20 protein-coding genes and 1 pseudogene are annotated in these 26954 nt (G+C 32.2%); 7 read left to right on the top strand and 14 right to left on the bottom strand.

What is annotated here, in order from left to right:
* Positions 1-201 precede the first annotated feature (201 nt).
* Complete coding sequence (locus tag FDY99_RS17840) at positions 202-4746, bottom strand: alpha-2-macroglobulin family protein (protein ID WP_139423117.1); 4545 nt, start codon at positions 4744-4746, stop codon at positions 202-204.
* Between the two features lie 3 nt (positions 4747-4749).
* Entirely contained in the window at positions 4750-7515 is a 2766-nt protein-coding gene (locus tag FDY99_RS17835; RefSeq protein ID WP_139423116.1) for a TonB-dependent receptor, read from the bottom strand.
* A gap of 89 nt (positions 7516-7604) precedes the next feature.
* Between FDY99_RS17835 and FDY99_RS23420 the strand changes: the two are divergent.
* Both FDY99_RS23420 and FDY99_RS23415 read left to right on the top strand, forming a co-directional pair.
* Positions 7605-7793, top strand: a pseudogene (locus tag FDY99_RS23420) (IS5/IS1182 family transposase); the annotation flags it as partial.
* A gap of 111 nt (positions 7794-7904) precedes the next feature.
* Positions 7905-8417, top strand: coding sequence for a transposase (locus FDY99_RS23415; RefSeq protein WP_228448828.1), 513 nt, complete (start codon positions 7905-7907; stop codon positions 8415-8417).
* A gap of 65 nt (positions 8418-8482) precedes the next feature.
* Here the strand turns inward: FDY99_RS23415 and FDY99_RS17825 are convergent, their stop codons facing one another.
* Positions 8483-10990 (bottom strand): vWA domain-containing protein, encoded by a 2508-nt coding sequence (locus tag FDY99_RS17825; protein ID WP_139423114.1) that lies wholly within the window; start codon positions 10988-10990, stop codon positions 8483-8485.
* 10 nt (positions 10991-11000) lie between these two features.
* On the bottom strand, positions 11001-11519 hold the full coding sequence (locus FDY99_RS17820) for an RNA polymerase sigma factor (RefSeq protein WP_139423113.1): 519 nt from the start codon (positions 11517-11519) through the stop codon (positions 11001-11003).
* A gap of 372 nt (positions 11520-11891) precedes the next feature.
* Between FDY99_RS17820 and FDY99_RS17815 the strand changes: the two genes are divergently transcribed.
* Positions 11892-13094 (top strand): C1 family peptidase, encoded by a 1203-nt coding sequence (locus FDY99_RS17815; RefSeq protein WP_074229460.1) that lies wholly within the window; start codon positions 11892-11894, stop codon positions 13092-13094.
* Positions 13095-13429: 335 nt separating this feature from the next.
* On the opposite strand, the gene FDY99_RS17810 is transcribed toward FDY99_RS17815, so the two are convergent.
* On the bottom strand, positions 13430-14491 hold the full coding sequence (locus tag FDY99_RS17810) for an NADH:flavin oxidoreductase (protein WP_139423112.1): 1062 nt from the start codon (positions 14489-14491) through the stop codon (positions 13430-13432).
* A 283-nt stretch (positions 14492-14774) separates the two neighbouring features.
* Between FDY99_RS17810 and FDY99_RS17805 the strand changes: the two genes are divergently transcribed.
* Positions 14775-15164 (top strand): winged helix-turn-helix transcriptional regulator, encoded by a 390-nt coding sequence (locus FDY99_RS17805; protein ID WP_139423111.1) that lies wholly within the window; start codon positions 14775-14777, stop codon positions 15162-15164.
* Positions 15165-15169: 5 nt separating this feature from the next.
* On the opposite strand, the gene FDY99_RS17800 is transcribed toward FDY99_RS17805, so the two are convergent.
* Both FDY99_RS17800 and FDY99_RS17795 read right to left on the bottom strand, forming a co-directional pair.
* Positions 15170-15505 carry a hypothetical protein gene (locus tag FDY99_RS17800; protein WP_139423110.1) on the bottom strand — a complete coding sequence of 112 codons (336 nt, stop codon included), beginning with the start codon at positions 15503-15505 and terminating at the stop codon, positions 15170-15172.
* A gap of 28 nt (positions 15506-15533) precedes the next feature.
* Complete coding sequence (locus FDY99_RS17795) at positions 15534-16286, bottom strand: class I SAM-dependent methyltransferase (RefSeq protein WP_139423109.1); 753 nt, start codon at positions 16284-16286, stop codon at positions 15534-15536.
* 126 nt (positions 16287-16412) lie between these two features.
* On the opposite strand from FDY99_RS17795, the gene FDY99_RS17790 reads away from it, so the two are divergent.
* Positions 16413-17546, top strand: coding sequence for a hypothetical protein (locus FDY99_RS17790; protein ID WP_139423108.1), 1134 nt, complete (start codon positions 16413-16415; stop codon positions 17544-17546).
* A 64-nt stretch (positions 17547-17610) separates the two neighbouring features.
* Here FDY99_RS17790 and FDY99_RS17785 read toward each other — a convergent pair whose 3' ends face one another.
* Positions 17611-20043, bottom strand: coding sequence for an alpha-ketoacid dehydrogenase subunit alpha/beta (locus FDY99_RS17785; protein ID WP_139423107.1), 2433 nt, complete (start codon positions 20041-20043; stop codon positions 17611-17613).
* Between the two features lie 138 nt (positions 20044-20181).
* Here FDY99_RS17785 and FDY99_RS17780 point away from each other — a divergent pair, with 138 nt between their 5' ends.
* Positions 20182-20478, top strand: a complete 297-nt coding sequence (locus FDY99_RS17780; RefSeq protein ID WP_102978599.1) for a hypothetical protein — start codon at positions 20182-20184, stop codon at positions 20476-20478.
* Between the two features lie 129 nt (positions 20479-20607).
* Here FDY99_RS17780 and FDY99_RS17775 read toward each other — a convergent pair whose 3' ends face one another.
* From FDY99_RS17775 to queA, 4 genes are all read right to left on the bottom strand, one after another.
* Positions 20608-21585, bottom strand: coding sequence for a polyprenyl synthetase family protein (locus tag FDY99_RS17775; RefSeq protein ID WP_074229466.1), 978 nt, complete (start codon positions 21583-21585; stop codon positions 20608-20610).
* A gap of 72 nt (positions 21586-21657) precedes the next feature.
* On the bottom strand, positions 21658-22536 hold the full coding sequence (locus FDY99_RS17770; RefSeq protein ID WP_139423106.1) for a hypothetical protein: 879 nt from the start codon (positions 22534-22536) through the stop codon (positions 21658-21660).
* Positions 22537-22618: 82 nt separating this feature from the next.
* Positions 22619-23653: a 23S rRNA (adenine(2503)-C(2))-methyltransferase RlmN gene (rlmN, locus tag FDY99_RS17765; RefSeq protein WP_139423105.1), complete on the bottom strand. Its 1035-nt coding sequence runs from the start codon at positions 23651-23653 to the stop codon at positions 22619-22621.
* A gap of 71 nt (positions 23654-23724) precedes the next feature.
* Positions 23725-24774 (bottom strand): tRNA preQ1(34) S-adenosylmethionine ribosyltransferase-isomerase QueA, encoded by a 1050-nt coding sequence (gene queA / locus FDY99_RS17760; RefSeq protein WP_074229469.1) that lies wholly within the window; start codon positions 24772-24774, stop codon positions 23725-23727.
* Positions 24775-24974: 200 nt separating this feature from the next.
* Here queA and FDY99_RS17755 point away from each other — a divergent pair, with 200 nt between their 5' ends.
* Positions 24975-25667 (top strand): AIM24 family protein, encoded by a 693-nt coding sequence (locus FDY99_RS17755; RefSeq protein ID WP_139423104.1) that lies wholly within the window; start codon positions 24975-24977, stop codon positions 25665-25667.
* Between the two features lie 36 nt (positions 25668-25703).
* Here the strand turns inward: FDY99_RS17755 and FDY99_RS17750 are convergent, their stop codons facing one another.
* Both FDY99_RS17750 and FDY99_RS17745 read right to left on the bottom strand, forming a co-directional pair.
* Positions 25704-26372 carry a hypothetical protein gene (locus FDY99_RS17750; RefSeq protein ID WP_139423103.1) on the bottom strand — a complete coding sequence of 223 codons (669 nt, stop codon included), beginning with the start codon at positions 26370-26372 and terminating at the stop codon, positions 25704-25706.
* A gap of 54 nt (positions 26373-26426) precedes the next feature.
* Positions 26427-26915 (bottom strand): DNA-deoxyinosine glycosylase, encoded by a 489-nt coding sequence (locus FDY99_RS17745; protein ID WP_139423102.1) that lies wholly within the window; start codon positions 26913-26915, stop codon positions 26427-26429.
* Positions 26916-26954: the final 39 nt, after the last annotated feature.

The raw sequence follows: 26954 nt of genomic DNA, 5'->3' as shown, positions 1-26954 counted from the left end.
TCTATTACAAATGTAATAATAGTTTTTGAATTTTCAATAATTTTTGAAATTTTATTTTTGTTTTATTAAAATTCCTTGTTAATTTTAGATAGCACTCCTCCGGAGTGCTATCTAAAATTATCTTGCTATTTCTACACAGATATTGTTCCGCTGGAACATTTGAAAACTACAGAAGAAATTGTTTAATAGGTTCAAATTATATTAAGGTTCTATTTTAGTTTTAATTCCTTCATTCCAAAACTTAGATTCCGGCATATAATAAAGATAAACATTACTTGCTTTTCCTGTATATTCTCCAGCAAATTCTACTTTTAAATCGAGATTAATGGTTTTTGTTTCATTGGCATTAAAATGTTCCCAATATAAAACCAAATAATTATCAAATATTTCATAATAAGAAACCTGCTTCTTATCAACCATATCTTTCAACAATGCATTTTGTAAAGTCAATCCGGCAGGAATTCCGATTTTAGCTGTGATCATAGGTAAATCTCCGTTAATTTTATTTTTTACAGTTACCGTCATTCTGTTGGTCTCACCTACTTTTGAAGTTTCAGATTTTAGTTTTGTTTCTAAAGTCAGAGGAATATTTTCACTTTTTGGAGCTCCCAAAGTGTAATATTGGTAATCTAATTTATAAGGTAAACCTTTGTCACATAAATATTCAACGCTCAAGTCGTTTTGACCTTTCCTGAAAGCTGAAGAAAACATAATATTTGGTAATACTTTGGCATTATTGATTTTAATTTCCGGTTTATCAATTCCAAATAATTTTTCATTTTTAGCGAAGAAATCTGATAATGCTTCTAAAGCAACTGTTGTAGCTTGTGTTGAACCAAATCCGTAATATCCGTTGTAATTAATCAATTCATCTGCAACTTTTGCAATTTCCAACTGATTATTTTTTTCATTTTTTTGTAAAGCCATCATGTACAAGGAAAGTGTTTCTGCATTGGCTGAAATTCCTTGTGAACCTGTAAATGTGGTTTTGGTTTTTACATCTTTATTTTTGTACTGTTCGTTTAAAATAGAAAGTAATTGATTGTAATCTTCCTTTTTCCCAAGATTTGAAGATGCATTTGCCATTAACACCAACTGATAAGAATCTTTTGTGGCCAAAGCTCTTTTTAGGCTGATTTCGTAAGTATTCTGAATTTCATTTTTAATACCAAGTTTAGACAAAGCATACAAAACATACATATTTCTGGACCATGAATATTCTGAATATTCTGCTTTCGATTCATAATTTCTTCTTACCTCAAAGAGTCCGTTAGAATTTTTCTTCGACAGAATAAATGAAGAAAGATTCTGAACCAATTTCGCATCTACATTTATATATTTCTTTAAATCCCTGAACTGAAGTAAAGCGAAAGCGGACAATGCAACATCAGATTCACTATCACCAAAATAAGAAAATCCGCCGTCTCTATTTTTGTAAGACAACATTTTTTCGAATCCCTTTTTCATATTTCGAACAACATTATATTCTGTTCCAGAGTTAATTTTATGGGTAGATTTTAAGTAATCAAGAATAAAAACATTCGGGTAGACTGTCGAAGAAAGCTGCTCGAAACATCCGTAAGGTTCTCGTTTCAATCTTTCAATATCCTCAAACATTTGCAATGCCGAGTTTTCGTAAACATAATAAGATGCTTCAAAACTGCCATTTACATATTCCGGAATATTGATTTTCGTGTTTTCTGGTTTGTTATTGACAATTGAAAAACGATGTGGAAAACCTTTTTCTTCTACTTTCAACGGTAAAATCATTGTTTCTCTGAAATCTCCAGACTTTACGGTAAACTGAATATTAGAACTGATTAATTTATCTGTCTGCATTTTCACAAATAATCTTCCGGATTCTAATGGTTTTAAAGTAATCAAACTGTCGGCTTTCATTAACTTAATATGATTCGGTACAATGACATCCATCATTAACGTTTTCGTTTCCGAAGAATTATTTTTAATGACTACCGGAATCGTCATTTGATCAGTTCTTGTTAAATATTGTGGAATTTTTGCATCAATTGAAATTAAACTTTGTGCTGCATAGGTTGTTTCATCTCTTCCAATTAATCCTGAAGCAGCAATTCCTTCTGTCATAATTCTGAAAGCAGAATTGGCATCAGACTGATAAAATTCTACTTGAGCTTTTCCGTTTTTATCGGTTTCTACAATGGGATTCCAATATAAAGTTTCTCGGTAATCGTGGCGGTAAGAAGTGTTTGTCGATTTATAAACAGGATAGGAAAATTTTCTATAACCATCATAACGATAAGATTCACCATAAATTGTCAGACTATCACGTGGAATATTTTTAACAGCAAAATAAGTTTCGGGGGTGATGTCGAATTTAATATTTGAAGTTTTCCCATTTTTAGTATTTATTAAAACAACACCATTTGAACCACTACTGCCGTACATTGAAGTTCTCTCAGCATCTTTTAAAACAGTTATATTATTAACTTCATCTTTATTTAGAGCTCTAAAAACATTATTAGTTGTAGGAATTCCGTCGATTACATAAAGCGGTTCCCGATTTGAACTGACTGTACTAATTCCTCTAACTACAATTGTAGATCCGCTTCCCGGTTGGCCAGAGCCTTTCATAATATCTACTCCGGCAAGTCTTCCTTGAAGTTTATTCAAAACGTTAACAATAGGAGTTTCATTAAAGTTTGTTATAGAAATAGTCATATCTCCCTTTTTTTTGGGCATATATCCAACAAGGACAACCTCATCAATTTCAGCATTTTTGGAAATAGTATCTTTCCTAGAATTCACAGATGGTAAAGTTTTTAACAATCCTTCAATTCCTTTTGAAATTGAGTACTTTTTTTCCTCTTTTATCTCCGCTTCTTTTATAATTTCCTCGACATTTATATTTTGTAAAGATTGCTTTATCAAAGGATTAATATTCAGTTTATAAGAAAGCATTCTGATTTTCACTTTTTGTTTTGGGTTTAAAGATTTTGCAATGACATCATGTTGATATATTCCATCTAAATCTGAGAAATAAAACAACCCGTTTTCTGAAGTAACTTGTTTTTTTATTTTAGTGTAATTTTCAATCAAATACACTTCTGCTTTTACAGGCTTTTTATTCTCATCTTCTACAATGCCGTAAATTGGGTTGATTTTTTCAGGAAGGTATTTGTAATTTCCTGTTTTTTCAACTTCAGGATTCATTTCAAAATATCGGTAACCATTGGTCAACATGACTAAGTCTAAACTCTTTGTCGCTTTTTCTTCTTTTTTATCGAAATAAAACTGAGGTCTTTCGATTTTTCCTCTCAGTTCAGAATCCAATAAAAGCCAGGAAAGAATATGATTTTGCTTATCATCTGCATACGTCCAGAGTTTATCATCGACTACGCTCATCGAAAGATTTGCGGGAATAGGTTGGTTGTTTTCGTTAGTAGTTTCAATATTGACAATTACTTTTTCTCTCGGTAAATAATTTTTCTTTGTTGGAGTAATTTTCACCTTCATCTGCTTATTTTCATTTGCAAATACAATTCTTTCCGCTAAAGGAATATTATTTTCAATCACCGTGAATCTACAAATACCGATGGGAAGTTCTTTTTCAGGAATCTCAAGAAAATTTAAACCTTGCTTTAAGTTTAATAATTTAGAAAACACTTCTTTTTCTCTGAAATTTCCGTTGATTAAAACGTTTCTCACAGAAGTTGAATTGAAAATTAACTTAACATTCTGATTTTCTTTTTTAACATTAAAAACAATTCCCTCATCTTTTGCGATGGGAAGTTGATATATTTTACTGATATTTTCGGGCTTAAGAACTTTTGAGTAATACATTTCACCTTTTTTCGGTATAAAAATAAAGTTTCCCATTCCGAAATTATAGGCTGAAACTTCAGTCAATTTCTGATGATTCTGATTATAAATTTCTAAAACAACATCAACAGGCTTTTCAAATTCATCTAAAACTTTAAAAGCAATATTCTGTTCGATTCCGTTGATAAAAGTTCCGCCTTCAGGCATAAATTTTAAATCCAGATGATTCAGAACAATTGGAATATTTCTCGAAATGGATTCAGTGAAACCATCGTAATTCACTTTTATATTCAATAAAGCATCTGAAGATTTCAATACTTCTGGAAGTTTAAATTTTAATAAATATTTTCCTTCTTTATCGGTAATCAATGAACCTTCCGTAATTTTTTCACCTTCATGACTTACTGTAAAATAGGCTTCATAAAACGGAATCGGAAGATTGTTTAAACTTCTCATCGAGAAATCTGCCAAAACTTCATCTCCTGCTCCATAACCTTTTTTAGGGAAATCAAGTTTCATTAAAATCCTCGGAGAAACTATTTTTTGGAGCGTAATTTCTTTTTCAAATACATTTTTTCCGATTTCATTTAGCATCCAGACTGTAAAAGCTCTGATTTTGTAAATTCCGCCTTTCATATCTTCAGAAAAACTAAAAGCACCTTCTGCGTGGCCTTTTTTTATAGCATATTTGTTTTTCTTTACAACTGCTCCACTTGGATCGATCAATTCTACATTCACTGTTCTGCTTTGATTGGCTGGAAGGTTATTTTCAGCCTGAACAATAAATATTTTGAAAAACATTTCCTCTCCGGGTTTATAAAAAACATGGTTGGTCTGTATGTAAGTTTTTTCTTTTTTAAAATCACTGAATTTAGTCTGTCCATTAAAGAAAAGACATGAAAACAGAGTAAAAACAAAAGCTATATTGAATAAAAATCTGAATTTCATAGTTTAAAATTTAAAAGAAACTGTACAACCATAAGTTTTAAAAGAAGGAAGATTGAAAAAATCTAAACCTCGGCTGTTATCAAAATCATAGAAATTCTGGTCAGAATCTACTCCGCTGTTTGCCTGCCAAAGGAAAATATTATTCACGTAAAAACTTATTCCAAGAGCTTTTCGGAATTTCCCTATATCGAAATAGGCTGAAAGTGTAATATCATTGATTCTTAAGTAATCTGCTTTTTCAACATAATTTTCAGCCACGCCAAGAAAACCATACCTCGTCCAACGATTGTCACTTATCGACTGGTTCGGATTATAAAAATCTACAGGAATTTGGTTTACATTTCCATTATAATTGACGCCTTCAAAAACATAGTTTTTACTATTTCTTTCATCTGCCGAAGTTTGGGAACGACCGTAATAATCAAGAACAGCCTGAGTTCCATTCCATACTTGTCCGCCTTTTTTCCATTCCCAGCTGATGTCTAAAGCAAACATTTTGTAAGTGATATTGTGAGAAAATTTCATCACAAAATCCGGAGTTGGGTCTGCAATCAATTTCATTCCAGAAGCTTTTACGGGATAACCGTAATCATCAATAACTATTTTTCCTTCAGTATTTCTTTCAAAATAACTTCCCATCACAGCTCCCAAAACCTGACCTTCAGACAATGTTTTATAAATATCATTAAAACCCGAAATCATCAGATTATTGTACCCAGAATTTACACGGTCTACAACATCCCGATATTTGAAAAATGAGGCTTTACTTCCTAAAGAAAAATTATAATTAGTAATTATTCTATCATAATTTAAATTCACTTCAAACCCTTTGTAGGTATGATCTGCAAGATTTTTCAGAACCAAATTCTGTCCTTCAAAAATTGGAAAAATATCATCAGAAATTCTTCGGTTAAAATATTCTGCACTAAGATCTATTTTCCCATTAAGCATAAATTTAAATCCAGTTTTCCATTCTTTGATATCAACATTTGAGAGATTTTTGAATGTTTCAACTTCTTTTAAAGGAAAATATTGATAAGAATTCTGAGCAGAAAACTGTGTCGTTGTATACGAGGAATAAGATTTTGCCATTTCCGGTTCTGTAGCTAATTGCGTATAAGCTCCAAATAGCTGAAGTTTACTTCCATACTTATTAAATAAATTTTTAAAAGTAAAATATCCGTTTGCTTTCGGAAGCCAATAAGCATTTTTCAACGAAGTATTTGAGATGTAAAAAGAATTTCCAACATTTACTCCAAATTCTACATCATCATAATCGTCATAATCTAAATTATAATTAAAAATATAATCCTGTGAAGTTCTTTGATACATATAGTTTCGGTCTAAACTATGATTAACACTTACTTTTCTGTCATTCAAAATATAGTTTAAACTGAATTTATTTTTAAAATCATTATCTCCAAATTCATAGCTTGTTAAAATATTGGAATTATAAAACTCATTTTTTTGGTCTCTTCTGTTGTATAGTCCGTTGATAAATCCATTGGTTGATGGTTTATAAACATCTCGATGCATAATATCCTGATTGTCATAAGCCTGACTGATATTCAGTTTAAAATCATTCCAATTTTTACTTACATCAAAATTAAACTGGCGGATATTTTCGTAATAATTGTATTTATTAGCCTGATCAAAAAGAAAATCGGGATTATCTGCATACAAACTGTAACTTCTCTGCAAACCATTGCTTAGATAAACATTCTGCTGATTTGAAAAAGAAACCGGAGTCAGTAAAGAATTTTGATACGCTCTATTAAAAAGCCCAATTCTATTCGTATTCGTTGCTTTATTTTCTTCATAATTAAACCCTGCATTAAAATTAAAATCTAAAATTTTTGTGCTGAATTTAGTTTTAAAAGAATTCGTCACATCAAACTGATTCGCAAAATACATCTGATCTTTTCGCTGTCCTAAGCTGAAAGAAAGTCGCACGTCTTCATTGTAGCCACCACTTTTAATCATTGCATTTATATTCAACTGATTGCTGTAACCAACCGTTGTTTTAAAAATATTATTATGGTAAGCTTTTGCGGGAGAAACCGCATTTGATAAACCAACCAATTGTCCGTTGACATCGTATTCATAAGGCTGTCCATTGAAACCTAAAGTCGAAATATCTGGTCCGAAGCTGAACATTTCATTAGTTTCAGGACCTTTCCAAACCAAAGAGCCATTTTCTGATCTTCCCTGAACGTATCTGCTTTGAGTCTGTGGAATTCTGTTTCTGTTTTTGATGTCTACAGAAGTACTGAAACTACCGTTAAAAACAAGAGATTTTTTTGACTGACTTTTAATTTTATATAAAGAATCTGATTTCAGTTTAAGTTTTCTCACCGCAGAAAATTGACGGTCTGAATTTTTACTTAAAGAATCGTAAGAATGTTCTATGCTGAATTGATCATTTAAAGGTTTTTCCAACAGACTTTCATAATCTTTGGAATTGATATCTTTTACCGTTTCTCTTGAAATTTGTCTTTCTAAAAGATATTTTAGCTCATAAACCCCACGAACAACCTCAATATTTTTTCCGTTATTCCAAACTAAAGTGTCGTATTCTTTTGCAGCAATAATTGCGTAGCCTTTTTCATCGGTCAGTTCATAAACTCCACTGTTTTTATTGAATATTTTAAGAAAGTTCTGAGGCTTTTTCTTTTCATTAAAAAATGTTCCCGAATAATAACGCTGAGAATTCTGCGCCAAGGCAAACTGCACCGCAAAAACTGGCAATAACAGATAAACTTTTTTCATCTTTGATGATATTAAACCTGTTTAAACTTTTTAGAAAAAGAGTTTCCAGAAAATTAGCAATTTAGAGTTGCAAAAAAAAGAACTAAAATCTGGAACTCATAAGCAAAGATAAACTGGAAAAATGGATTTTACCTCATTTAAGCAAAGGCAAACGAGGATTTTCCACGAGATTTTATTTAGGAAAAATCTTTAAACTTATTATTAAACGATTAAAAACGGGCTGTCAATGGCGGGAATTAAGCCTTAAAGAATACTTTTCAAAAGAAACAATAAGCTGGCAACTCGTCTATTATTATTTCAGTAAATGGAGTAAAGATGGTTCTTTCAAACGAATTTGGATTTCTCTTCTCCAGAATAATAAAAGGAAATTAGATCTTTCCAGTGTCCAATTGGATGGAAGCCATACCCGAAGTAAAACAGGAGGACAATCGGTAGGCTATCAGGGAAGAAAATCATCTAAGACCAGTAATTGTATTTTTATCTGTGATAATCAGGGACAAATGCTTTCAATGGGAAAGCCAATAAGCGGTGAACATCATGATCTTTATAATATTGAAGATACTTTGGAAGAGATTTTCGGTCTTCTCGATAATGCTGATATAAAGTGTAAGGGATTATTTCTCAATGCAGACTCTGGTTTTGACAGTAAAAAATTCAGAGATATGCTGGATAAAAAAGAAATAATTGGGAATATTAAAGAGAATCCTCGTAACGGAGATACAAAGAATGAAAAATATTTTGATGATGAACTGTATAAAAGAAGATTCAAAATAGAAAAAGCAAATGCATGGTTGGATAGTTTCAAAGCTTTATTAATAAGGTTTGAAACACTAAATTTAACTTGGGTAAATCTACATTATCTCGCTTTTTCTATTTTATTCCTCAGAAAAATAAAAGTTTAAATAGGTTCATTTCTAAAAATAGAGAAAAAAAAGAAATCTCCGAAGAAATTTCTTTTTTTGAAATGTTATTTTTGTGTCGACCTGTATGTTTCCACCAATCTCACAAACTCTCCTCTGTAACCTTCATCATCTTTTCCTCTTCCCTTTTTGGCCAAGTTTTCTATTTCTTTTAAATCTTTATTTTTAATTAAAGCAGAATTTCTTAAAACCAAACCAAACCAAGCCACAGATGAAGCAAATTTAAAGTCATTGCTTGAAGATGAAAAAGATTGATTTGTGTTTTTGACAACCTGAATAATTTCAGAACTTATATCGCCATCCGGTTTTTTATATCTAAATTTTACCGTTGCCAATTCATCATTAAAATTTTCATCATTTGTGTTTCTACTATATTTTAAATCATTTTCTTTTGGCAAAAATTCAGAATTCACATCGGTCGGAATGACTTCGTATAAAGCGGTAACGGTATGTCCGCTTCCCAATTCTCCGGCATCAATTTTATCGTTGGCAAAATCTTCATTCTTCAATTTTCGGTTTTCGTAACCAACTAGGCGATATGATTTTACGTATTTCGGATTAAATTCAATCTGAATTTTTACATCTTTAGCAATCGCATACATATTTCCGGTAAACTCTTTTCCTAAAAATTTATTAGCTTCCTGAAGATTATCGATGTAAGCATAATTCCCGTTTCCTTTATTCGCTAAAGTTTCCATTCTGTTGTCTTTGAAATTTCCCATTCCGAAACCTAGACAGGTAAGAAACACGCCCGATTTTCTTTTATCTTCAATTAAAGTCTGAAGATCGCCCGTAGAAGATGTTCCCACATTAAAATCTCCATCTGTAGCGATTATCACACGGTTATTTCCATTTTTGATAAAGTTTTCCTGAGCCAATTTATAGGCTAATTCAATTCCATGTCCGCCTGCTGTACTTCCGCCTGCCTGAAGTTTATCTAAAGCTTCAATTATTTTTCCTTTTTCTTTAGCTGAAGTTGGTGGCAAAACCATTCCTGCACTTCCGGCGTAAACTACAATTCCTACTTTATCGGTTGGTCTTAACTGATCCAAAAGAACTTTGAAAGAAGATTTTAGCAACGGTAATTTATTCAGTTCATTCATTGAGCCTGAAACATCAATCAGAAAAACAAAATTTGAATTGGGAAGTTTATCTGTTGGAATTTCTTTTCCCTGCAAACCGATTTTCAATAACTTATGTTTACTATTCCAAGGCGAATCGTTGTATTCTGTATTAATAGAGAACGGCTCATTATTTTTAGGTTGTGGATAATCATATTTAAAATAATTGATCATTTCCTCAATTCTCACCGCATTTTTATTTACATATTCTCCATTGTTAATCATTCTTCGGATGTTGGAATAAGCCGCTTTATCTACATCAATCGAAAAAGTAGAAACTGACTGATTTTTCGTTAACTCAAAAGGATTTTCTACAAAAGCATCATATTCTTCATTGTTTTGCTTCTGAATTTGTTTTGATGCATTGATGCTATCCTGAACTTTCTGCAGTTTTTCAAAAGCTATTCTTTCTTTACGAGAGAGTTTTTTAGTTTTAATAACAACAACTCCATTTGATGCCTTACTTCCATACATTGATGTAGCAGCTGCGTCTTTTAAAACAGAAACACTTTCAATAGTGTTCGGATTTAAATTACTAAAAGCTTTATTGTCTGAAATTTTTCCGTTGATAACATATAAAGGATTTGAGCTTCCCTTTAAAGAACTCATACCTCTGATTATAATTGGATTAGAAGAACCAGAAATTCCGTGATTTGGTGCTATTTGTAAACCAGAAACTTTTCCGATTAAAGTTTGTGAAATATTATTATTCTGTTTAAACTCATTTCTGATATTATAATTTGGTGCAGAATTTTGATATTGAATACTATTATTATTTCCCATCGCAATTATTGATGATGAATTTACATAACCTTGCGAACCGGATTTTTGATTGTTTACAATTTCTTTAGATGTTATTGAAGTAGCACTTGAAGTATAAGATTGTTTTTTCACAGCTCTATAACCGGTCACTACAACTTCTTCAATATTAGTTTCTTTGTCATTATGATCCAAAATTACATCGTGATCCGGTTCATTATCTTTTGTTAAATTTGAACTTTGTGACGGTATTTCATTATGGTAAATCGGAGAAATTTTAGGTTCGGGAACAAATGATTCATATACCAAAACTTCAGGTTTCTGAATTTCTTTTTGAGAATGAATTTCCTTTTCAATATTAGATTTTACCATACTATCAATCGCCTGAACATTAGAATTTACTTTAGGTGAAACCGTATTTTGAGCAATTGCAGGTTTATTAATTTCAGAAACATCATTTTTATTAATGAAATAAAATGCACCCAAACCAATGATTAAACTTGCAGCAATTCCATAAGGAAACCAAATTGGGATAATTTTCTTCTTATCTTCTTTTTTATCTAATTTTTCTTCAACTTGAGACCAAACTTTATCAAAACCCGGAAAAGTTGTAGGTTCTTCCAAAGATTGAGAAGCCTCATTGAATTTTTTATCTATATCGTGATTATTTTCCATTGTGTAAAGTTTAAATGTTGTGATTTACCAAAAGTTCCTGCAATTTTTTTCTTGCAAAATTCAACTGAGATTTTGATGTTCCTTCGCTAATTGAAAGCATGGTTGCAATCTCTTTGTGTGGATAGCCTTCAATTGCAAAAAGATTGAAAATCGCCCTACAACCTTCTGGAAGGAAATTCAAGAGTTTGAGAATATCTTTCTCAAACGAAATACTGTCGGTTGGAGAGCCTGTTGATTCTACAAAATCTTCTTCTAACGAAACATTCAAAGCTTTCATACTTCTCAGTTTCTGTAAACATTCATTCACTGCAATTTTCTTAGCCCAAGCTTCGAAAATATCATGGTTTTCCAATTGATTCAGCTTTGTGAAAATTTTGTAAAAAGTATCAGCCAATACTTCTTGTATATCTTCATCGTTTTTCAGATAGCGTTTGCAGACTGTGTACAGTTTGCCCGCCATTTTTTCGTAAACTTTCCGCTGAGCGTTGCGGTCGTTTTTTTGGCATTCTATCAGTAATTCTTTTTCCATAGTCAGGCTTTATACTCTTATAGATGCAGGAAACTTCGGGCAGGTTGGAAACATTGTAAACTTTTTTTAAAAATAAGGAAAGTTGTTGATAGTTTTAAGTTGATAGTTGAAAGGCTGAATCATTAAATATTTACAAACTTAATTTAAGTAGGACGAGCAAAATGTATCTAAAAATCCACCTGCTCTAATTCCTTAAAACTCTCTCACTCAATTTTAACCCTTTTTTAACATAAAATCTTGTAACATATCCTTAACATTGCAGACTATTAGAATATCAATTTAAAGCTGATAAAATTGCATTTGATTAAGACGATAAATTTTAGTCGAAAACAATTTCAAAATCACCTTTAAAAACAAATAGATTCGTTACTTATGAAAAACAAAAGATTTGCGTCACTACTTTTTGTTTTATGCGCAGGAAGTATGATGTTTGCTCAGGATGACCTGATCAACAAGTTGAAAAACAATCAGTCTCAAAATGCCAATTTCCAATTTACTACGTTGAAAGATGTAGGTGCAACTTCGGTAAAAAACCAGGGTTCATCAGGAACTTGTTGGAGCTATTCAGGAAATTCTTTCCTGGAGTCTGAAATGCAGAGGATGGGCAAAAAGCCAGTTGATTTGGCTGAAATCTTTACCGCAAGAAATTCTTATCACGATAAAGCAAAATTATACGTGTTAAATGGCGGAGCGATCAGTTGGGGAGATGGAGGTGAGCTTCACGATGTTGTTAACATGTACAAAAAATACGGAGCGGTTCCACAAGATGTTTATACAGGTTTAAAAGCCGGCCAATCTTTAAATAATTTTAAAGAAATGCAGGGCAAACTAAAACCGGTTTTAGACAGCTTAGTTGAAGCTTCTTCAAAAGGGAAACTTTCAGATAACTGGATGGCTTCTGTGGATGCTATTTTAGATGAATATTTGGGAAAAGTACCAACAAACTTTACCTACGAAGGGAAAAATTATACTCCAAAAACTTTTGCTAAAGAAGTGGTAGGAATTAATCCTGAAGATTATGTTGAGTTGTCTTCATACAAAGATTATCCTTATTACCAGAAATTTGTAGTTCCGATCCCTGATAACTGGAGCCATGATTCTGACTGGAATATTCCGATGAATGAACTGACTGCAATTATCGACAATGCTGTTAACAAAGGATATTCTGTAGGTTGGGCAACAGACGTTTCTGAGCCTTATTTTTCATACAAAAATGGAGTTGCATACGTTCCTGATGTAGATCTTGATCAAATTACTCCGGAAGTAAAAAAAGATTTATTCACTCAGCCTAAAAAAGATAAAACTATTACTGAAGATATGCGTCAGAAAGCTTTAAACAATCTTTCTACAACCGATGATCACGGAATGCACATCGTAGGTTTGGCAAAAGATCAGTCGGGTAAAGAATATTATATGGTGAAAAATTCTTGGGGTGTAACCAATGATTTTGATGGATATTTATATGTGACTAGACCTTACGTTGAATATAAATCAACTGCAATTTTGGTTCACAAAAATGCAATTCCTAAGAACATCAGAAAGCAATTGAAGCCAAGCAAAAGCATTGGTTTGTAAGAAATCATTATTGTCTACTAGGTGACAATTTTAGATATTTAAACTTGTTAATAGGCCGTCTGAATTTTTTCAGGCGGTTTTTTAGTCTTGTTTTTAAATGCTATGAACTCAAAGGTATTTTTCAATCATTAAAAAATCTTTGTGAACTTTGCGTTAAAATAAAAAAACCGCTTTCAAAAAAATTGAAAACGGTTCCTCTAAAAATTAAAAAAATTATAGGTAAAATTATGTATAAAATAAAAGTGAACTGCTCATTTTACTTCTCAGGTAATCGTAGAAAAAAGTTTAAATAATAAATTGACCACGAAGCAAACCTGCAATTCACTGTAAGTTTTTTAATAAAGCACTCCTAAACTAGACCCAGCAAAATCTGTAAGTTCTTCTACTCTGCCATCTTTAATTTTCTTTGCCCATTGGTAGTCGCTCAACAAAGCACGTCCTACCGCAACCAAATCAAAATCTTCACGGTCAAGTCTTCTTACCAATTCTTTAAGGTCTGCTTTTTCTGAACCTTCTCCTGCAAAAGCTGCCATAAAATCACCATTTAATCCTACAGAACCTACGGTAATTGTCGGTTGACCAGTCAGTTTTTTTGCCCAACCTGCGAAATTCAAATCTGAACCTTCAAATTCAGGTTCCCAAAAACGTCTTTGTGAACAGTGGAAAATATCTACTCCGGCTTCTTTTAATGGCAACAACCAATCTTCCATTTCATTAGGATCTAAAGCTAATCTGCTTTTATAATCCTGCTGCTTCCATTGAGAAAGACGGATAATAATTGTGAAATCCTCTCCTACTGCAGCTCGCATTGCTTTTACAACATCCACCGCAAATTTGCTTCTTTCTTTTAATGTTTTTCCTCCGTATTCGTCAGTTCTGGTATTGGTTACTTCCCAGAAAAACTGGTCAATTAAATAACCATGAGCGCCGTGAATTTCCAAAACATCAAATCCTAAATCTTTTGCCGATTTTGCCGAAGCCGCAAACTGAGTAATCGTATTCTGAAGGTCTTCCAAAGTCATTGTAGAAGCTTTTTCCATATCCACTAAAGGATAATCTTCTGCCATTCTGGTATCACCAACATGCCAAATCTGTGGTCCCATTTTTCCTCCATTTTGATGAACTGCATCGATCACGTTTTTCCAGCCGTTTAATGCTTCAGTTCCATAAAAATCTGGGATATTTTGTAGATTTTTAGATCCGGGTCTGTTGATCACCGTTCCTTCAGAAAGAATCAATCCAACTTCCGAAGCTGCTCTTCTTGCATAATAATCTGCAATTTGCTGAGTGGGAACTCCGTTATCAGATTGCGCTCTCGTCATCGGAGCCATTACTATTCTATTTTTTAGTTCTAAATTTTTGTATTGAAAAGGTTTAAACAATGATTCTGTACTCATTTTTAAAGTATTTGTTTGTAATTGTTACACAAAGTAACTAATAATAGTTTGTTTTTGTATCTTTCAATGAAAAAATAGTGGTAACTTTGTGGTAACTTTGCGGTAACTTACATTAGTAACTTGAAAGTAACGTTTAATTTTCTAAACCATAAAAGTCACAAAAGATTACTACTTTAAGTCTAATAGATGTATGTAAATAAGAACATTTAAGTTATTTTAAAAATCAGAGATTTTTATTTTTATATATCTTAAGTTTTACTGATTTAATTAATTGTATTCTGCTATGAAACAAAACGAATTGATGCAATACAGCTGCCCTTTAGGCAAAGCAATGTCTGCATTGGGAAGCAAATGGAAACCGATAATCGTATTGGTTATTAAAGACCGAAAACTACGTTTTGGAGAACTTGCTGTACGCATTAATGTTATTTCAAGAAAAGTTCTGACCGATCAATTAAAAGAAATGCAAACTGACGGATTAATCATTCGTGAAGAGTTTAAAGAACTTCCACCAAGAGTAGAATATTCGTTGACAGAAAAAGGATTGGCGCTTTTACCTATCTTATACCAATTGGAAGAATGGGAAACAAAATATCATGTTTATGATCCTGAGAAAGCTAAGGATTGCAAGACTCTTTTAGAAAAAAAGGAAAAGAAAAAGGTGGTTGTTTAATATTCCTATAATTTATTAAGTTTAATCTGAACATTTTCAGGATAAGTTCCATTAATATAACTCACATAACCATTCTGAATGATAGCTTTTGAGCCTGCTTTTGGAATGGAATCGTTATATTTAAAGTAAAGAGTATCATTCTTTAATGCATAATTTCCCGTGTAGACATCTTTATCTCTTATCATTCCTTTAGAAATAAATTCAAAACTTTTATCATCATATATTTTCAAATATATCAAACCTAAAGGAGCTTCTCTGTCTGCTAGCAAAACTTCTTTTCTTTCATCTTTGCAACTTATAATAATTAGTATAAGACAAAAATATAAAAATCTGATTTTCATTGATTTTGAATTTAAATAATTTAACAAATTAAACACCTCCCAATATCCTATTTCTTACTATTAGCATATTCGCAAACGGTGTAATTTTTTTATTCTCAGCAATCTCCAAACCTGCTTCCGAAATTGCTTTTTGCCATTGCTTTTTGCTTAAAAAATGAAAGGCTCCGATATTGAAGAAAACAAAGTTGGTAAAATCCCTGAACTGCTCTGAAATAACGATCAAACCATCATCTTTTAAAACTCTTTTAGCTTCTTTAAAGAATAAAACTCTTTGGTCGTGATCCAAAATTTCGTGAAGTGCAGTTATGGCAAGAATTACATTTTGAGAACAATCTTCAAAAAGCAATTGATGAGGTTTTATTTTTATTTCTTTAGGATTGGGAGGAAATATCTTTTTTGAAGTTTCAATTCCTTTTTCCTGTTCGTGACGATTTCCAAAAATATCACAAACTGTTAAATTTAAATTAGGATATTTTTCTTCCAAACTTTTCGATAAAGGATCAAAACTGGCGTGAACTAAAACAACATTTTTAGTTTTATTCCAATCTATAATTCCTTTTAAATTGTTTAATTCATATAAATCTGAATTGTCATACAAAATATAAGAAGCAACGAGTGAAGCAATGATATTCAGAATAATAAGAACACCTAAAATTCTGAATAACAAAACAACAAGAGTCAACTTAATAAAAAATGACAATCCAAAAAGAACAATAGAAACAATAATTCCTAGAAGGATTTTCTGGTAATTGAAGAGAATGACAAGCTTTGTGATTTTCATGAGATGAATTCTTATTACTTTGGAATATTATAAATATTGAATTTACAGATTTCTATAACAATTTCTTTATAATGAGATGATTTTATCTAATATATTTCTTTTTTTTGTAGCTTGAATTCTATCTGAATGATAAAAGCTTCAAAAGAGATAAAACTTTATGCCTATTTAGGTTTTCTTCTAAGCGTTTTGGCTTATGTTCTAATACAGCTGTATATAAAATCTAAGCTTCCACAAATTAGCTGGACTGCTTCTGACTGGCTGATTAATTATCAAGACGGAGGATTTAAAAGAAGAGGCCTATCCGGAAGCTTTCTGTTCTTTATTCAGGACCAATTTCATATTTCGTTACAAATGCAGATTTTTTGCATTCAGGCAATTTTTATTGGGCTTATTTTCTATTTTTTGATTCGACTTATTTTAGCAAAAAAGATCAATTGGGATATTTTACTATTAATTTGTTCACCACTTTGTCTTTTGTATTTACCCGTCAATGTTTTCAATTCCGGAAGAAAAGAGATCGTTTTATTAGCATTAGTCTTATTCTTCATGTATGGAAAATCTACTCAATTTAAAAAATATTTTCTTTTTGCTGGTTTTATTTTAGGCTTATTCCTTCATGAGCTTTTTTATTTTTACTTACCATTTGTAATGGTTGCTTACATCTTAAAAACAAAAAAACCAGATGTAAAATATTTAGGAAGTCTTTTTTTAGCATCAACACTCGTAATTACATTTTTGTTCTTTTTCGGTGACGAAATTAATCAGGGACAGAGCATTGAAATATTAAAAAACCGTGGAATTGAACTGAGCAAATGGAATATTTTCACATATGACGCCTTAGAAGAAAGAAAAAATATGCTCCTTGCCTATCAATCATATATTTTATTTGCATTGGAGTTATTTTGTATGACTTTTCTATCATTCTTTTTTGTGAAAAAATATTTACCTCAGTACAAAAATGTTTTTAAAATATTCATCCTAATTTCTATGGCATGGGTTAGCCCGCTTTATTATTTAGGAGCAGATTGGTTTCGCTGGAACCATATTTACTCGTTCTTACTCACTATCTTAATTATTTCTGCTTTACCAGATAACAACGGAAAAAGATTTTGTATTGAGGGAAAGTTTAATATTCCATTGTCGATAGTAATTGTATTATTTTTCATTGTATTTTATCTTCATATACAATACGATACTTCAGGAAATTCAGCAGAATATTTATTAGATTTTATTGAGAGTAAGCTACACTTAAAAAGTTGATGTTCTTCAATAAAAAAACCGCTTCCAAAAAGAAAGCGGTTTCAAAATTTATCTAAAATCTCAATTAAAATATCGCAGGATATTTCTGAGGATTTGTTTCATTAAACATGGCGTAAATTCTTTCAACCATATCATCAGAAGATGGCTTAGAGAAATAATCTCCGTCACTTGCATAAGCTGGTCTGTGATCATTTGCAGCAATCGTCAACGGATCTGAATCTAAAAATCTGAAAGCTTTTTGTTTTTCTAAAATCTGCTGAAGAATAAACGCTGAAGTTCCTCCTTCTACATCTTCGTCGATTACGACCAATCTGTTGGTTCTCTTTACGCTTTCAGCAATTTCGTGCGTTAAATCGAAAGGAATTAATGACTGAACATCAATAACTTCTGCAGAGATTCCTAATTTTTCAAGTTCTTCCGCTGCTTCCATTACAATTCTCCAAGTCGAACCGTAGGTTACCAATGTTACGTCTTTTCCTTCTTTTGTAACTTCAATTTTTCCAACAGGAACAGTAAATTCACCTAAGTTATCCGGTTGTTTTTCTTTTAATCTATATCCGTTCAGACATTCAACAATCACAGCTGGATCGTCACTTTGAAGCATTGTGTTGTAGAATCCTGCAGCTTTCGTTAAGTTTCTTGGAACCAATACCAAAATACCTTTAGAAAGGTTCAAAATTCCCGCCATTGGCGAACCTGAATGCCAAACTCCTTCCAATCTGTGACCTCTTGTTCTGATGATCACAGGTGATTTCTGACCTCCTTTTGTTCTGTACTGAACCGTCGCCAAATCATCACTCATCCCTTGTAAGCAATACAAAATATAGTCTAAATACTGGATCTCTGCGATTGGTCTTAAACCTCTCATCGCCATTCCGATTCCCTGACCCAAAATTGTAGCTTCACGGATTCCTGTATCGGCAACACGAACGTCACCGTATTTTTCCTGCATTCCTTCAAGACCTTGGTTGACGTCACCGATATTTCCGGCATCTTCTCCAAAGACTAAAGTTTGAGGGTATTTTTCGAATATTTTATCGAAATTATTTCTTACCACTACTCTTCCGTCTACATCTTCCGAAGCATCAGAATAAATTGGCTTGATTTCCTGAATATTTTCAGCTTTCCACTGAGACTGAGAATACAAATGAGAAGAATAATTGTCTTTTTCAACCTCAAAAATCTCATTATATTTCTGCATCAATTGATTTCTTTCCGCAGAATTTGTTCCTCTTGTAGCCAATAAAGATTTTCTCACCAAATGGAAAACATCTTTCTTCGCTTTTGAAACCAATTTATTGAACTGGCTGATATAATTTTCAATTTCAGTATTCTGTCCTTTAAGATTTTCAACTAAAGGTAAAACTGAATTGATTAAATCTGTAATTGTTTTCTGGTAATTTTCCCATGCATTTTTCTGTCCGGCTTTTACCATTTTTTTAGCTTCATCATCTATTGAATCTAGTTCTTCAACAGTTGCCAAAACTTCTTCATTTCCTTCAATCTCGATTGAATAATTCAAAATCCATTCTCTGAATTTCAATAATCCGTCAAACTGAGATTCCCAAGATAAACGCTCTTCATTCTTATATCTTTCATGAGAACCTGAAGTTGAGTGACCTTGAGGCTGCGTAACTTCAATTACGTGAACTACAACAGGAACGCTTTCCATTCTTGCAAACTGCTCAGCTCTTGCATAAGCATCCAATAATGCAGGATAATCCCAAGCTTTCACCTGAATAATTTCACAACCTTGGTTTTCACCTTCTTTTCTTTGGAAACCGCTCAACATTTCAGCGATATCCGCTTTTGCTCTCTGATTTTTTGTTGGAACAGAAATTCCGTACCCGTCATCCCAAATAGAGACAATCATAGGAACCTGAAGCGCACAAGCAGCATTCAAAGTCTCCCAGAAATGACCTTCTGCTGTAGAAGCATCTCCAATTGTTCCGAAAGCAATTTCGTTACCTTCTCTTGAGAATTTTTCAGAACCGTCAAATTTTACGGTCTTATATATTTTTGAAGCCTGTGCCAATCCTAATAATCTAGGCATTTGACCAGCCGTTGGAGAAATATCTGAAGAAATATTTTTCTGAGCCGTTAAATCTTTCCAGCTTCCGTCTTCATTCAAACTTCTTGTTGCAAAGTGACCATTCATCTGTCTTCCAGCTGAAGCAGGTTCTCTTTCTACACTCGTATCAGCATACAACTGTGCAAAGAAACTTTCAACCGTCAAAGCATCTGCTGCCAAAGCAAAGGTTTGATCTCTGTAATATCCTGAACGGAAATCACCATTTTTGAAAACTTTTGCCATTGCAAGCTGCGGAAGCTCTTTTCCGTCTCCAAAAATTCCAAATTTAGCTTTTCCGGTAAGTACTTCTCTTCTGCCAAGATAAGACATTTCACGAGAGATTCTTCCTAACTTATAGTCTTCAAGTATTTGATTTTTAAAATCTTGAAAGGAGATCTGTTGAGTTTCAATATAGGTTGTTTGCATTGCCAAATATTAAATTAATTTTATTAATGAAGTATTTTGCTAATATACACTTTTTATATTAATTTTAATTTTCAATAATGTTTTTTAAAAATTTGATAATCAAGATTATTCTATCTTAATTTTACATAATATAAAAAAATGGAAAAAAAATCGTCCCATATTCTGAATGCATCCAGCAATTTACTGGGTTTTTCGATGCTGATTATCACCTCACTTAAAATCACAAAAACGAGCCACAACACTTATTTAGATGAGTTTGCGGGAGTTGCATGTGTATTTTTTGCATGCAGCTGTTTTTTCTCATTTATGTCAATAAGATCAAAGAAAGAAAAGATGGAGAATAGATACGAGCAGATTGCGGATTATTTATTTTTAACCGCTTTATTTTGTATTGTTTTGTCGGTGATTATGATTACAACAATGATTTTAGATTAAGAACTTTTTTAAAATCATTTTAAAATTAACCTATAAATATCTCTCGCTGATTTTGCAGATTGCGCTGATTTATTTTAAATCTGCTAAATTTCCCTAATCTTCGAGAATTAAAATAAACAAAAAAATCTTTTAGAACTTTCTTTCAATAACGTAATCAAGCATTTTATGTAATGATTCTCTAACCTGAGAATCCGGAAATTCATTAAGGATATCTTTTGCTTTTTGCTGAAAATCTTTCATTACGGTAATTGCATAGTCTAATCCTCCCGAACTTTTTACAAAAGCGATTAGCTCTTTTACTCGTTTCTGGTCATTATTGTAACGCTTAATTGTATTGAAATAATACTTTCTGTCGGTTTCGCTAGCTATTTTTAAAGTATGAATCAAAGGTAGAGTCATTTTCTGTTCTTTGATATCGATTCCAACTGGTTTTCCGATGACGTTTGAACTTAAATAGTCAAATAAATCATCTTTGATCTGAAAAGCCATTCCTGTGTAAGTACCGAACTGCATCATTTTTTTAGCTAAATTTTCATCAGCTCCATTTGACAAAGCTCCGATTTCGCAACATGCAGCAATTAAAGTAGCCGTTTTCTGACGGATAATTTCGTAATAAACATCTTCGGTAATATCGAGTTTCCTCGCTTTTTCCAACTGAAGAAGTTCACCTTCAGACATTTCTCTGATGGTTCTGGAAATCACGGAAAGTAAATCGTAATCTTTATGGTCGGTAGAAAGCAAAACCGCTTTTGAAAGTAAAAAATCACCAACTAAAACCGCAATCTTATTCTTCCACAATGCATTGATTGAAAAGAAATTACGACGTTTAAAACTTTCATCCACCACATCATCGTGCACCAAAGTTGCCGTGTGAATCAACTCGATCATTGAAGCGCCACGATATGTTTTTTCGTTGACATCTCCAATCAGTTTTGCGCACAAAAACACAAACATTGGACGCATCTGTTTTCCTTTTGTGGTAACAATAAAACGGGTAACTTTATCGAGTAAAGCGACTCTGCTCTGCATAGATTCATAAAACTTCTGCTCGAAAAGTTTCATTTCCTCATTGATCGGCTGCTTGATTTCTTCTACAATGTTTGCCACGAAGTAAGAATGATGGGTGAGTATTTATTAATTCTCACAAAGATAATTTTTTTCCGCCAATTTTAACAGAAATTAAAGTTGGAGTTTTTCTTTGGGAATAAAATAAAAAAATGGTTTGGTTTTCTTGATGGGTGAATAAAATTTTTCGCCGGAAATATAAACACCAGTTTCATCAACAGCAATTCCTTCAATCTGACCAATTGTTAAAGCACTTCCCAAATAAAGATGTCTTGGTTTTTCTTTGAAAAATATTCCGGGTTCAGATTCATTAAAGATATTTAGAAAGACTTCCGTTTTCTTGGTATATCCTACTACATAAAGTTTTTTATCAAAATAAGATGCGTCTGTAACGACAAAATTTGTTTTGTAAGATTCAACTTTTTCGGCAGCTTGATTTTCAAAATTTTCTGGATCGAGCGTGTAATGCGTAGTCGATTTTGAAGCCCATTCTTTTGTGAAAATATGTATTTTACCGTTTAAATAAATCATCGATTCCAAATCAAAATCTGTATTAATATTTCTCGATGTAAAATCTTTTTGCTCAGGATAATAAAAAGAAATCATTTTCATTGAATCATTTTGCAACTGATTATTTTGAAAAGGGATTTTATAAATTTTTAAATGTTGTCGCGTTCCTGCATTGTTTCCAAAATCTCCGATGTAGAAGTTTTTGCCATCGTTGGTTAATGCTTCCCAATCTTTATTTTCGGCATTTGTTTTTAAAACTTTTAAAATTTTTCCTGAATTTTTATCGATTTCATACAATTCTGCAGGATTTCCGCTGTCGTTGAAGGTGTATAGTTTACCATCAAAAAAATTCAATCCTGAAGTTTCCTGAATCGAATCGTTGAGAACTGCAATTCTATATTTTTTAAGCTTAAAAATTTCTGCCTGTTGAGAAAAAGCAGTCTGAAAAAAGAATAGGATAAATAATAGAATGATCTTCTTCATTCTACAAAAATAAGATTTTAAGTATAAACGGACTGTTAAGAATAATCAAAAACCTTTAGAGAAGATATTGATTAAATAGAATTTAGTCGGTAACTTTATTGGCTAACTGCCCACAAGCTGCATCAATATCACCTCCTCTACTTTTACGGATCATAACGGTAATTCCGGCATTTTCAAGCTGACGAACATAGTTGTCTTCGGCTTTTTTGTTACACTGATCGTATTTTCCGTCACCGATTGGGTTGTATTGAATTAAATTTACTTTAGAAGGAACTTGCTTGCAATATTTAATTAAAGCTTTAATATCTTCATCGCCATCATTAATTCCTTTCCAGACACAATATTCAAAAGTAATGACTGAGCCTGTTTTTTTGTACCAATATTGAAGAGACTCCATAATATCCGTCAAAGGAAATTTATCCGAGAACGGCATAATTTCGTTACGCTTAGATTCTATCGCTGAGTGAAGTGACAAGGCTAATTTCACACGCAAATCATCATCTGCGAGCATTTTTATCATCTTCGGAAGTCCGGATGTAGAAACAGTGATTCTTCTTGGTGACATCCCCAAACCTTCCGGTTGAGTAATTTTTCTGATCGCTTCAACTACATTTTTGTAATTCATCATCGGCTCACCCATTCCCATAAATACGATATTGGAAAGCGGTCTGTTGAAATACATTTTGCTTTGGCTGTCGATTAACGCAACCTGATCTACGATTTCAGCAACTTCAAGATTTCTCATTCTTTTGAGTCTTGCCGTTGCACAAAATTCGCAGTTTAAAGAACATCCCACCTGTGAAGAAACACAAGCTGTCGTTCTGGTTTCTGTCGGAATTAAAACAGATTCTACCAATAAACCGTCGTGAAGTTTCACTCCGTTTTTTATGGTTCCGTCTGTGCTCTTCTGAAGCTGATCTACAGAAACAGGATTGATGGTATATTCCTCAGAAATTCTGTCACGAAGCTGCTTTGAAAGATTCGTCATCTCCTCTATTGAATGTAGATTTTTGCTCCACAGCCAATCGTAAACCTGTTTCGCACGAAACGGTTTTTCTCCTAAAGACCCAAAATAATCTTTAAGTTGGTCGAGGGATAGAGTTCTTATATCTTTCATTGTAGATTTAGGTATTAGGACTTAGGATTTAGGGACAAACTAAGCCCTAAATCCTAATTCCTATTATCTTTTTAAATAATTAGCATTGCGTCACCGTAAGAATAGAATTTATACTTTTCTTTTACGGCTTCTTCATAGGCATGCATTAGGAAATCTTTTCCTGCAAATGCAGCAATCATCATCATCAAAGTAGATTTTGGTGTATGGAAATTGGTAATCATTGTATTAGCAATTCCAAAATCGTGTGGCGGATAAATGAATTTATTAGTCCAACCATTGAAAGCTGAAATTTTTCTGTTTGAAGAAACAGAAGTTTCAATTGCTCTCATCGTTGTAGTTCCTACTGCACAAACTCTTCTGTTTTCCTGAACAGCTTTGTTGATGATTTCAGCATTTTTTTCATCGATGATAATCTCTTCAGATTCCATTTTATGCTTTGAAAGATCTTCTACCTCGATTGGGTTGAAAGTTCCTAATCCAACGTGAAGCGTTACCTCAGCAAAATCAATTCCTTTGATTTCTAATCTTTTCATTAAATGCTTAGAGAAGTGCAAACCTGCAGTTGGTGCTGCTACAGCTCCTTCTACTTTTGCATAAATCGTCTGATATCTTTCAGCATCTTCTGGCTCTACATCTCTTTTGATATATTTAGGAAGCGGAGTTTCTCCTAATTCTTTCAATTTTGATCTGAATTCTTCATAAGAACCATCAAATAAGAATCTTAAAGTTCTACCTCTTGAAGTTGTGTTATCGATCACCTCAGCAACCAAAGATTCATCTTCAGTAAAGAATAATTTATTACCAATTCTTATTTTTCTTGCAGGATCTACCAAAACATCCCAAACACGAGTTTCTTTATCTAGTTCTCTCAACAAGAAAACTTCAATCTTAGCTCCTGTTTTTTCTTTATTTCCGTAAAGACGAGCTGGGAAAACTTTAGTATTATTGAAAATGAACAAATCTTTCTCGTCGAAATAATCTACTACGTCTTTGAATAATTTATGTTCTATAGTTTGAGCTTTTCTATCAAGAACCATAAGCCTTGATTCATCTCTATGTTCAGAAGGATGCTCAGCTAATAATTCTTCAGGGAGATCAAAATTAAAATCGGATGTCTTCATTTTTTAAATTACGGTTTAAAAATTATTTGAAATTACATGGTGTAATTTTCGAGGTGCAAATATACAACATTCTACACCCCTTTGTCAAGTGTTTATTTCACTCCTCTTTATTCATGATGGTTAGAGGCTAGAAATTTTATTATTTTTAATGTATTATCATCTAAAAAATGATTATTTTGGCTTAATCAAAAATATATACGATGAGCAAATATTCTATTGAATCTTTTGTCAATGAAACAAAAGAAAATCCTCTTGAAAGAGATTATTTCGAACTGGAAAAACCAGCGCTTTTAGAAATCAATTTAAATAATCAGGCGGTCTGGACAAAAACAGGAAGCGTGGTTGGTTATATCGGCAATATCAATTTTGAAAGACAGGGAATGCTTTCGGGCGGACTTGGGAATTTATTAAAAAAAGCAATCAGCGGTGAAGGTTCTAAACTGATGAAAGCCGAAGGAACCGGAAAACTGTACGTTGCAGATGATGGAAAAAAAGTAAGGATTTTATATCTAAATAATGAAACAGTTTGTGTGAACGGAAATGATGTTTTGGCACACGAACAAAGTATAAAAAGTGATATCACCATGCTGAAAAGTATTGCTGGAGTAATGTCGGGCGGATTGTTTCAGGTAAAACTTTCAGGAACAGGACATATCGCAATTACCACTCACGGTGAGCCTTTAACTTTATTGGTAACCCCGGATTCACCAGTTTTTACAGACCCGAATGCTACTGTAGCCTGGTCTGGAAATTTAAGCCCTGAACTAAAAACCAATGTTTCTTTTAAAAGTTTAATCGGAAGAGGAAGTGGCGAAGAATTTCAGATGAAGTTTTCCGGAAATGGATGGGTTTTGATACAGCCTTATGAAGAGGTTTATCGAGTTGAAAAATAAAAATATTCTTAGAAATAAGCGACTAAGTTTAGTCGCTTATTTTTTGATTTCATAGTTAGATTTTTCTTTTGTCAAGATCTTTAAATTTATTTTTTCACATTGTGAAATATCCTCATGCATAATTACACCATTTTTGTAATCGGTAGTAACACTGATAATTTGATAATTTGTAGAAACTAATTTAGATAAGAGTGCATCATATATTTTATTGTGAATATTAGAGGAAAGATCCATAAATCTGATTCTTGGCATTGGGAAATCACTTTTTTCTAATACAACTTTTAATTCAAGCTTAGATTTATTACTTTTTTGAGATGGAAATGCTTTAATTATCCATATATTTCCCGAGACTTCTTCTACATCTACCCGTTCTATTTTTATTTCGTCTTGGTAAATTTTTATTGGAAACGAATGGATTAGATTTAAACTTGAAAATTCACTTTTATGATTGATTGAATATGAAAATAAATTATTAGTCTCAAAATTATATAACAAAAAACTCCTTAGTGGTTGTTGAGAAAAATAATAATCATAGGCCATTAAATCTTTATTTTTCGAATTAAAATAGATTATATTGATTCTTTTATTGCCTTTATATTCACCTTTAATTTGGGTTTCATTATCATAACATTTATAATCAAAACTATACTGCGAAAAAGCAAAGCTTGAAATAAAACAAAACAGTAGCAAAAAATTTTTCTTCATATAAAAGTATGTGTGAAGCACAAATATATCTTTTTAATTGGAAATATTTAAAGTTTATAAATAATCTAATACCTTTTTCCAATCCTCAAATTTTCTTTCAAAAGAAATCGTGTGAAGCGGGCTTGTAGAAGGCAATAAATAAATTGGAATTCTAAAATTTTTGCCTAATAACTTCTGTAGATTTTTATACGACTTTCCACCGTTACAGAAAACAGCTTTTATATTTGGATAATTTTCTAACAGTTTTTCAATCTGATTAGCTTCTTCATTTTTAATTTCAGAATCAAGGCTTCCTTTTCTTTCGCAGGAATCTATAACATCCCAAATTGCAATGTGATTTTTCTTTAAAATATTAATTCGCACGGAATAATCTTCTGTAAATTCTTCGTTAAACAATTCAAAAATAATTTTCCAGAATTTGTTTTGTGGATGAGCGTAATACTGTTGTTTCTCAAGAGATTTCACACCTGGAATTGAACCTAAAATTAAAATTTCAGATTGTTCATCGATAAATGGCGGGAATGATGAGATTCGGTTTTGCATGATTCAAATATATAAATTTTGGCTAAAGCTTTAAGAATA

Source organism: Chryseobacterium mulctrae (assembly GCF_006175945.1).
GTDB lineage: Bacteria > Bacteroidota > Bacteroidia > Flavobacteriales > Weeksellaceae > Chryseobacterium > Chryseobacterium mulctrae.
Note: the sequence above shows the minus strand (reverse complement) of the source record. Positions and strands in the feature narration are given on the sequence as shown.

Bases quoted from the DNA above. Each gene is read 5' to 3' on its own strand.
- FDY99_RS17840 (WP_139423117.1), bottom strand. From the start codon at position 4,746: ATGAAATTCAGATTTTTATTCAATATAGCTTTTGTTTTTACTCTGTTT.
- FDY99_RS17835 (WP_139423116.1), bottom strand. From the start codon at position 7,515: ATGAAAAAAGTTTATCTGTTATTGCCAGTTTTTGCGGTGCAGTTTGCC.
- FDY99_RS17825 (WP_139423114.1), bottom strand. From the start codon at position 10,990: ATGGAAAATAATCACGATATAGATAAAAAATTCAATGAGGCTTCTCAA.
- FDY99_RS17820 (WP_139423113.1), bottom strand. From the start codon at position 11,519: ATGGAAAAAGAATTACTGATAGAATGCCAAAAAAACGACCGCAACGCT.
- FDY99_RS17815 (WP_074229460.1), top strand. From the start codon at position 11,892: ATGAAAAACAAAAGATTTGCGTCACTACTTTTTGTTTTATGCGCAGGA.
- FDY99_RS17810 (WP_139423112.1), bottom strand. From the start codon at position 14,491: ATGAGTACAGAATCATTGTTTAAACCTTTTCAATACAAAAATTTAGAA.
- FDY99_RS17805 (WP_139423111.1), top strand. From the start codon at position 14,775: ATGAAACAAAACGAATTGATGCAATACAGCTGCCCTTTAGGCAAAGCA.
- FDY99_RS17800 (WP_139423110.1), bottom strand. From the start codon at position 15,505: ATGAAAATCAGATTTTTATATTTTTGTCTTATACTAATTATTATAAGT.
- FDY99_RS17795 (WP_139423109.1), bottom strand. From the start codon at position 16,286: ATGAAAATCACAAAGCTTGTCATTCTCTTCAATTACCAGAAAATCCTT.
- FDY99_RS17790 (WP_139423108.1), top strand. From the start codon at position 16,413: ATGATAAAAGCTTCAAAAGAGATAAAACTTTATGCCTATTTAGGTTTT.
- FDY99_RS17785 (WP_139423107.1), bottom strand. From the start codon at position 20,043: ATGCAAACAACCTATATTGAAACTCAACAGATCTCCTTTCAAGATTTT.
- FDY99_RS17780 (WP_102978599.1), top strand. From the start codon at position 20,182: ATGGAAAAAAAATCGTCCCATATTCTGAATGCATCCAGCAATTTACTG.
- FDY99_RS17770 (WP_139423106.1), bottom strand. From the start codon at position 22,536: ATGAAGAAGATCATTCTATTATTTATCCTATTCTTTTTTCAGACTGCT.
- rlmN (WP_139423105.1), bottom strand. From the start codon at position 23,653: ATGAAAGATATAAGAACTCTATCCCTCGACCAACTTAAAGATTATTTT.
- queA (WP_074229469.1), bottom strand. From the start codon at position 24,774: ATGAAGACATCCGATTTTAATTTTGATCTCCCTGAAGAATTATTAGCT.
- FDY99_RS17755 (WP_139423104.1), top strand. From the start codon at position 24,975: ATGAGCAAATATTCTATTGAATCTTTTGTCAATGAAACAAAAGAAAAT.
- FDY99_RS17750 (WP_139423103.1), bottom strand. From the start codon at position 26,372: ATGAAGAAAAATTTTTTGCTACTGTTTTGTTTTATTTCAAGCTTTGCT.
- FDY99_RS17745 (WP_139423102.1), bottom strand. From the start codon at position 26,915: ATGCAAAACCGAATCTCATCATTCCCGCCATTTATCGATGAACAATCT.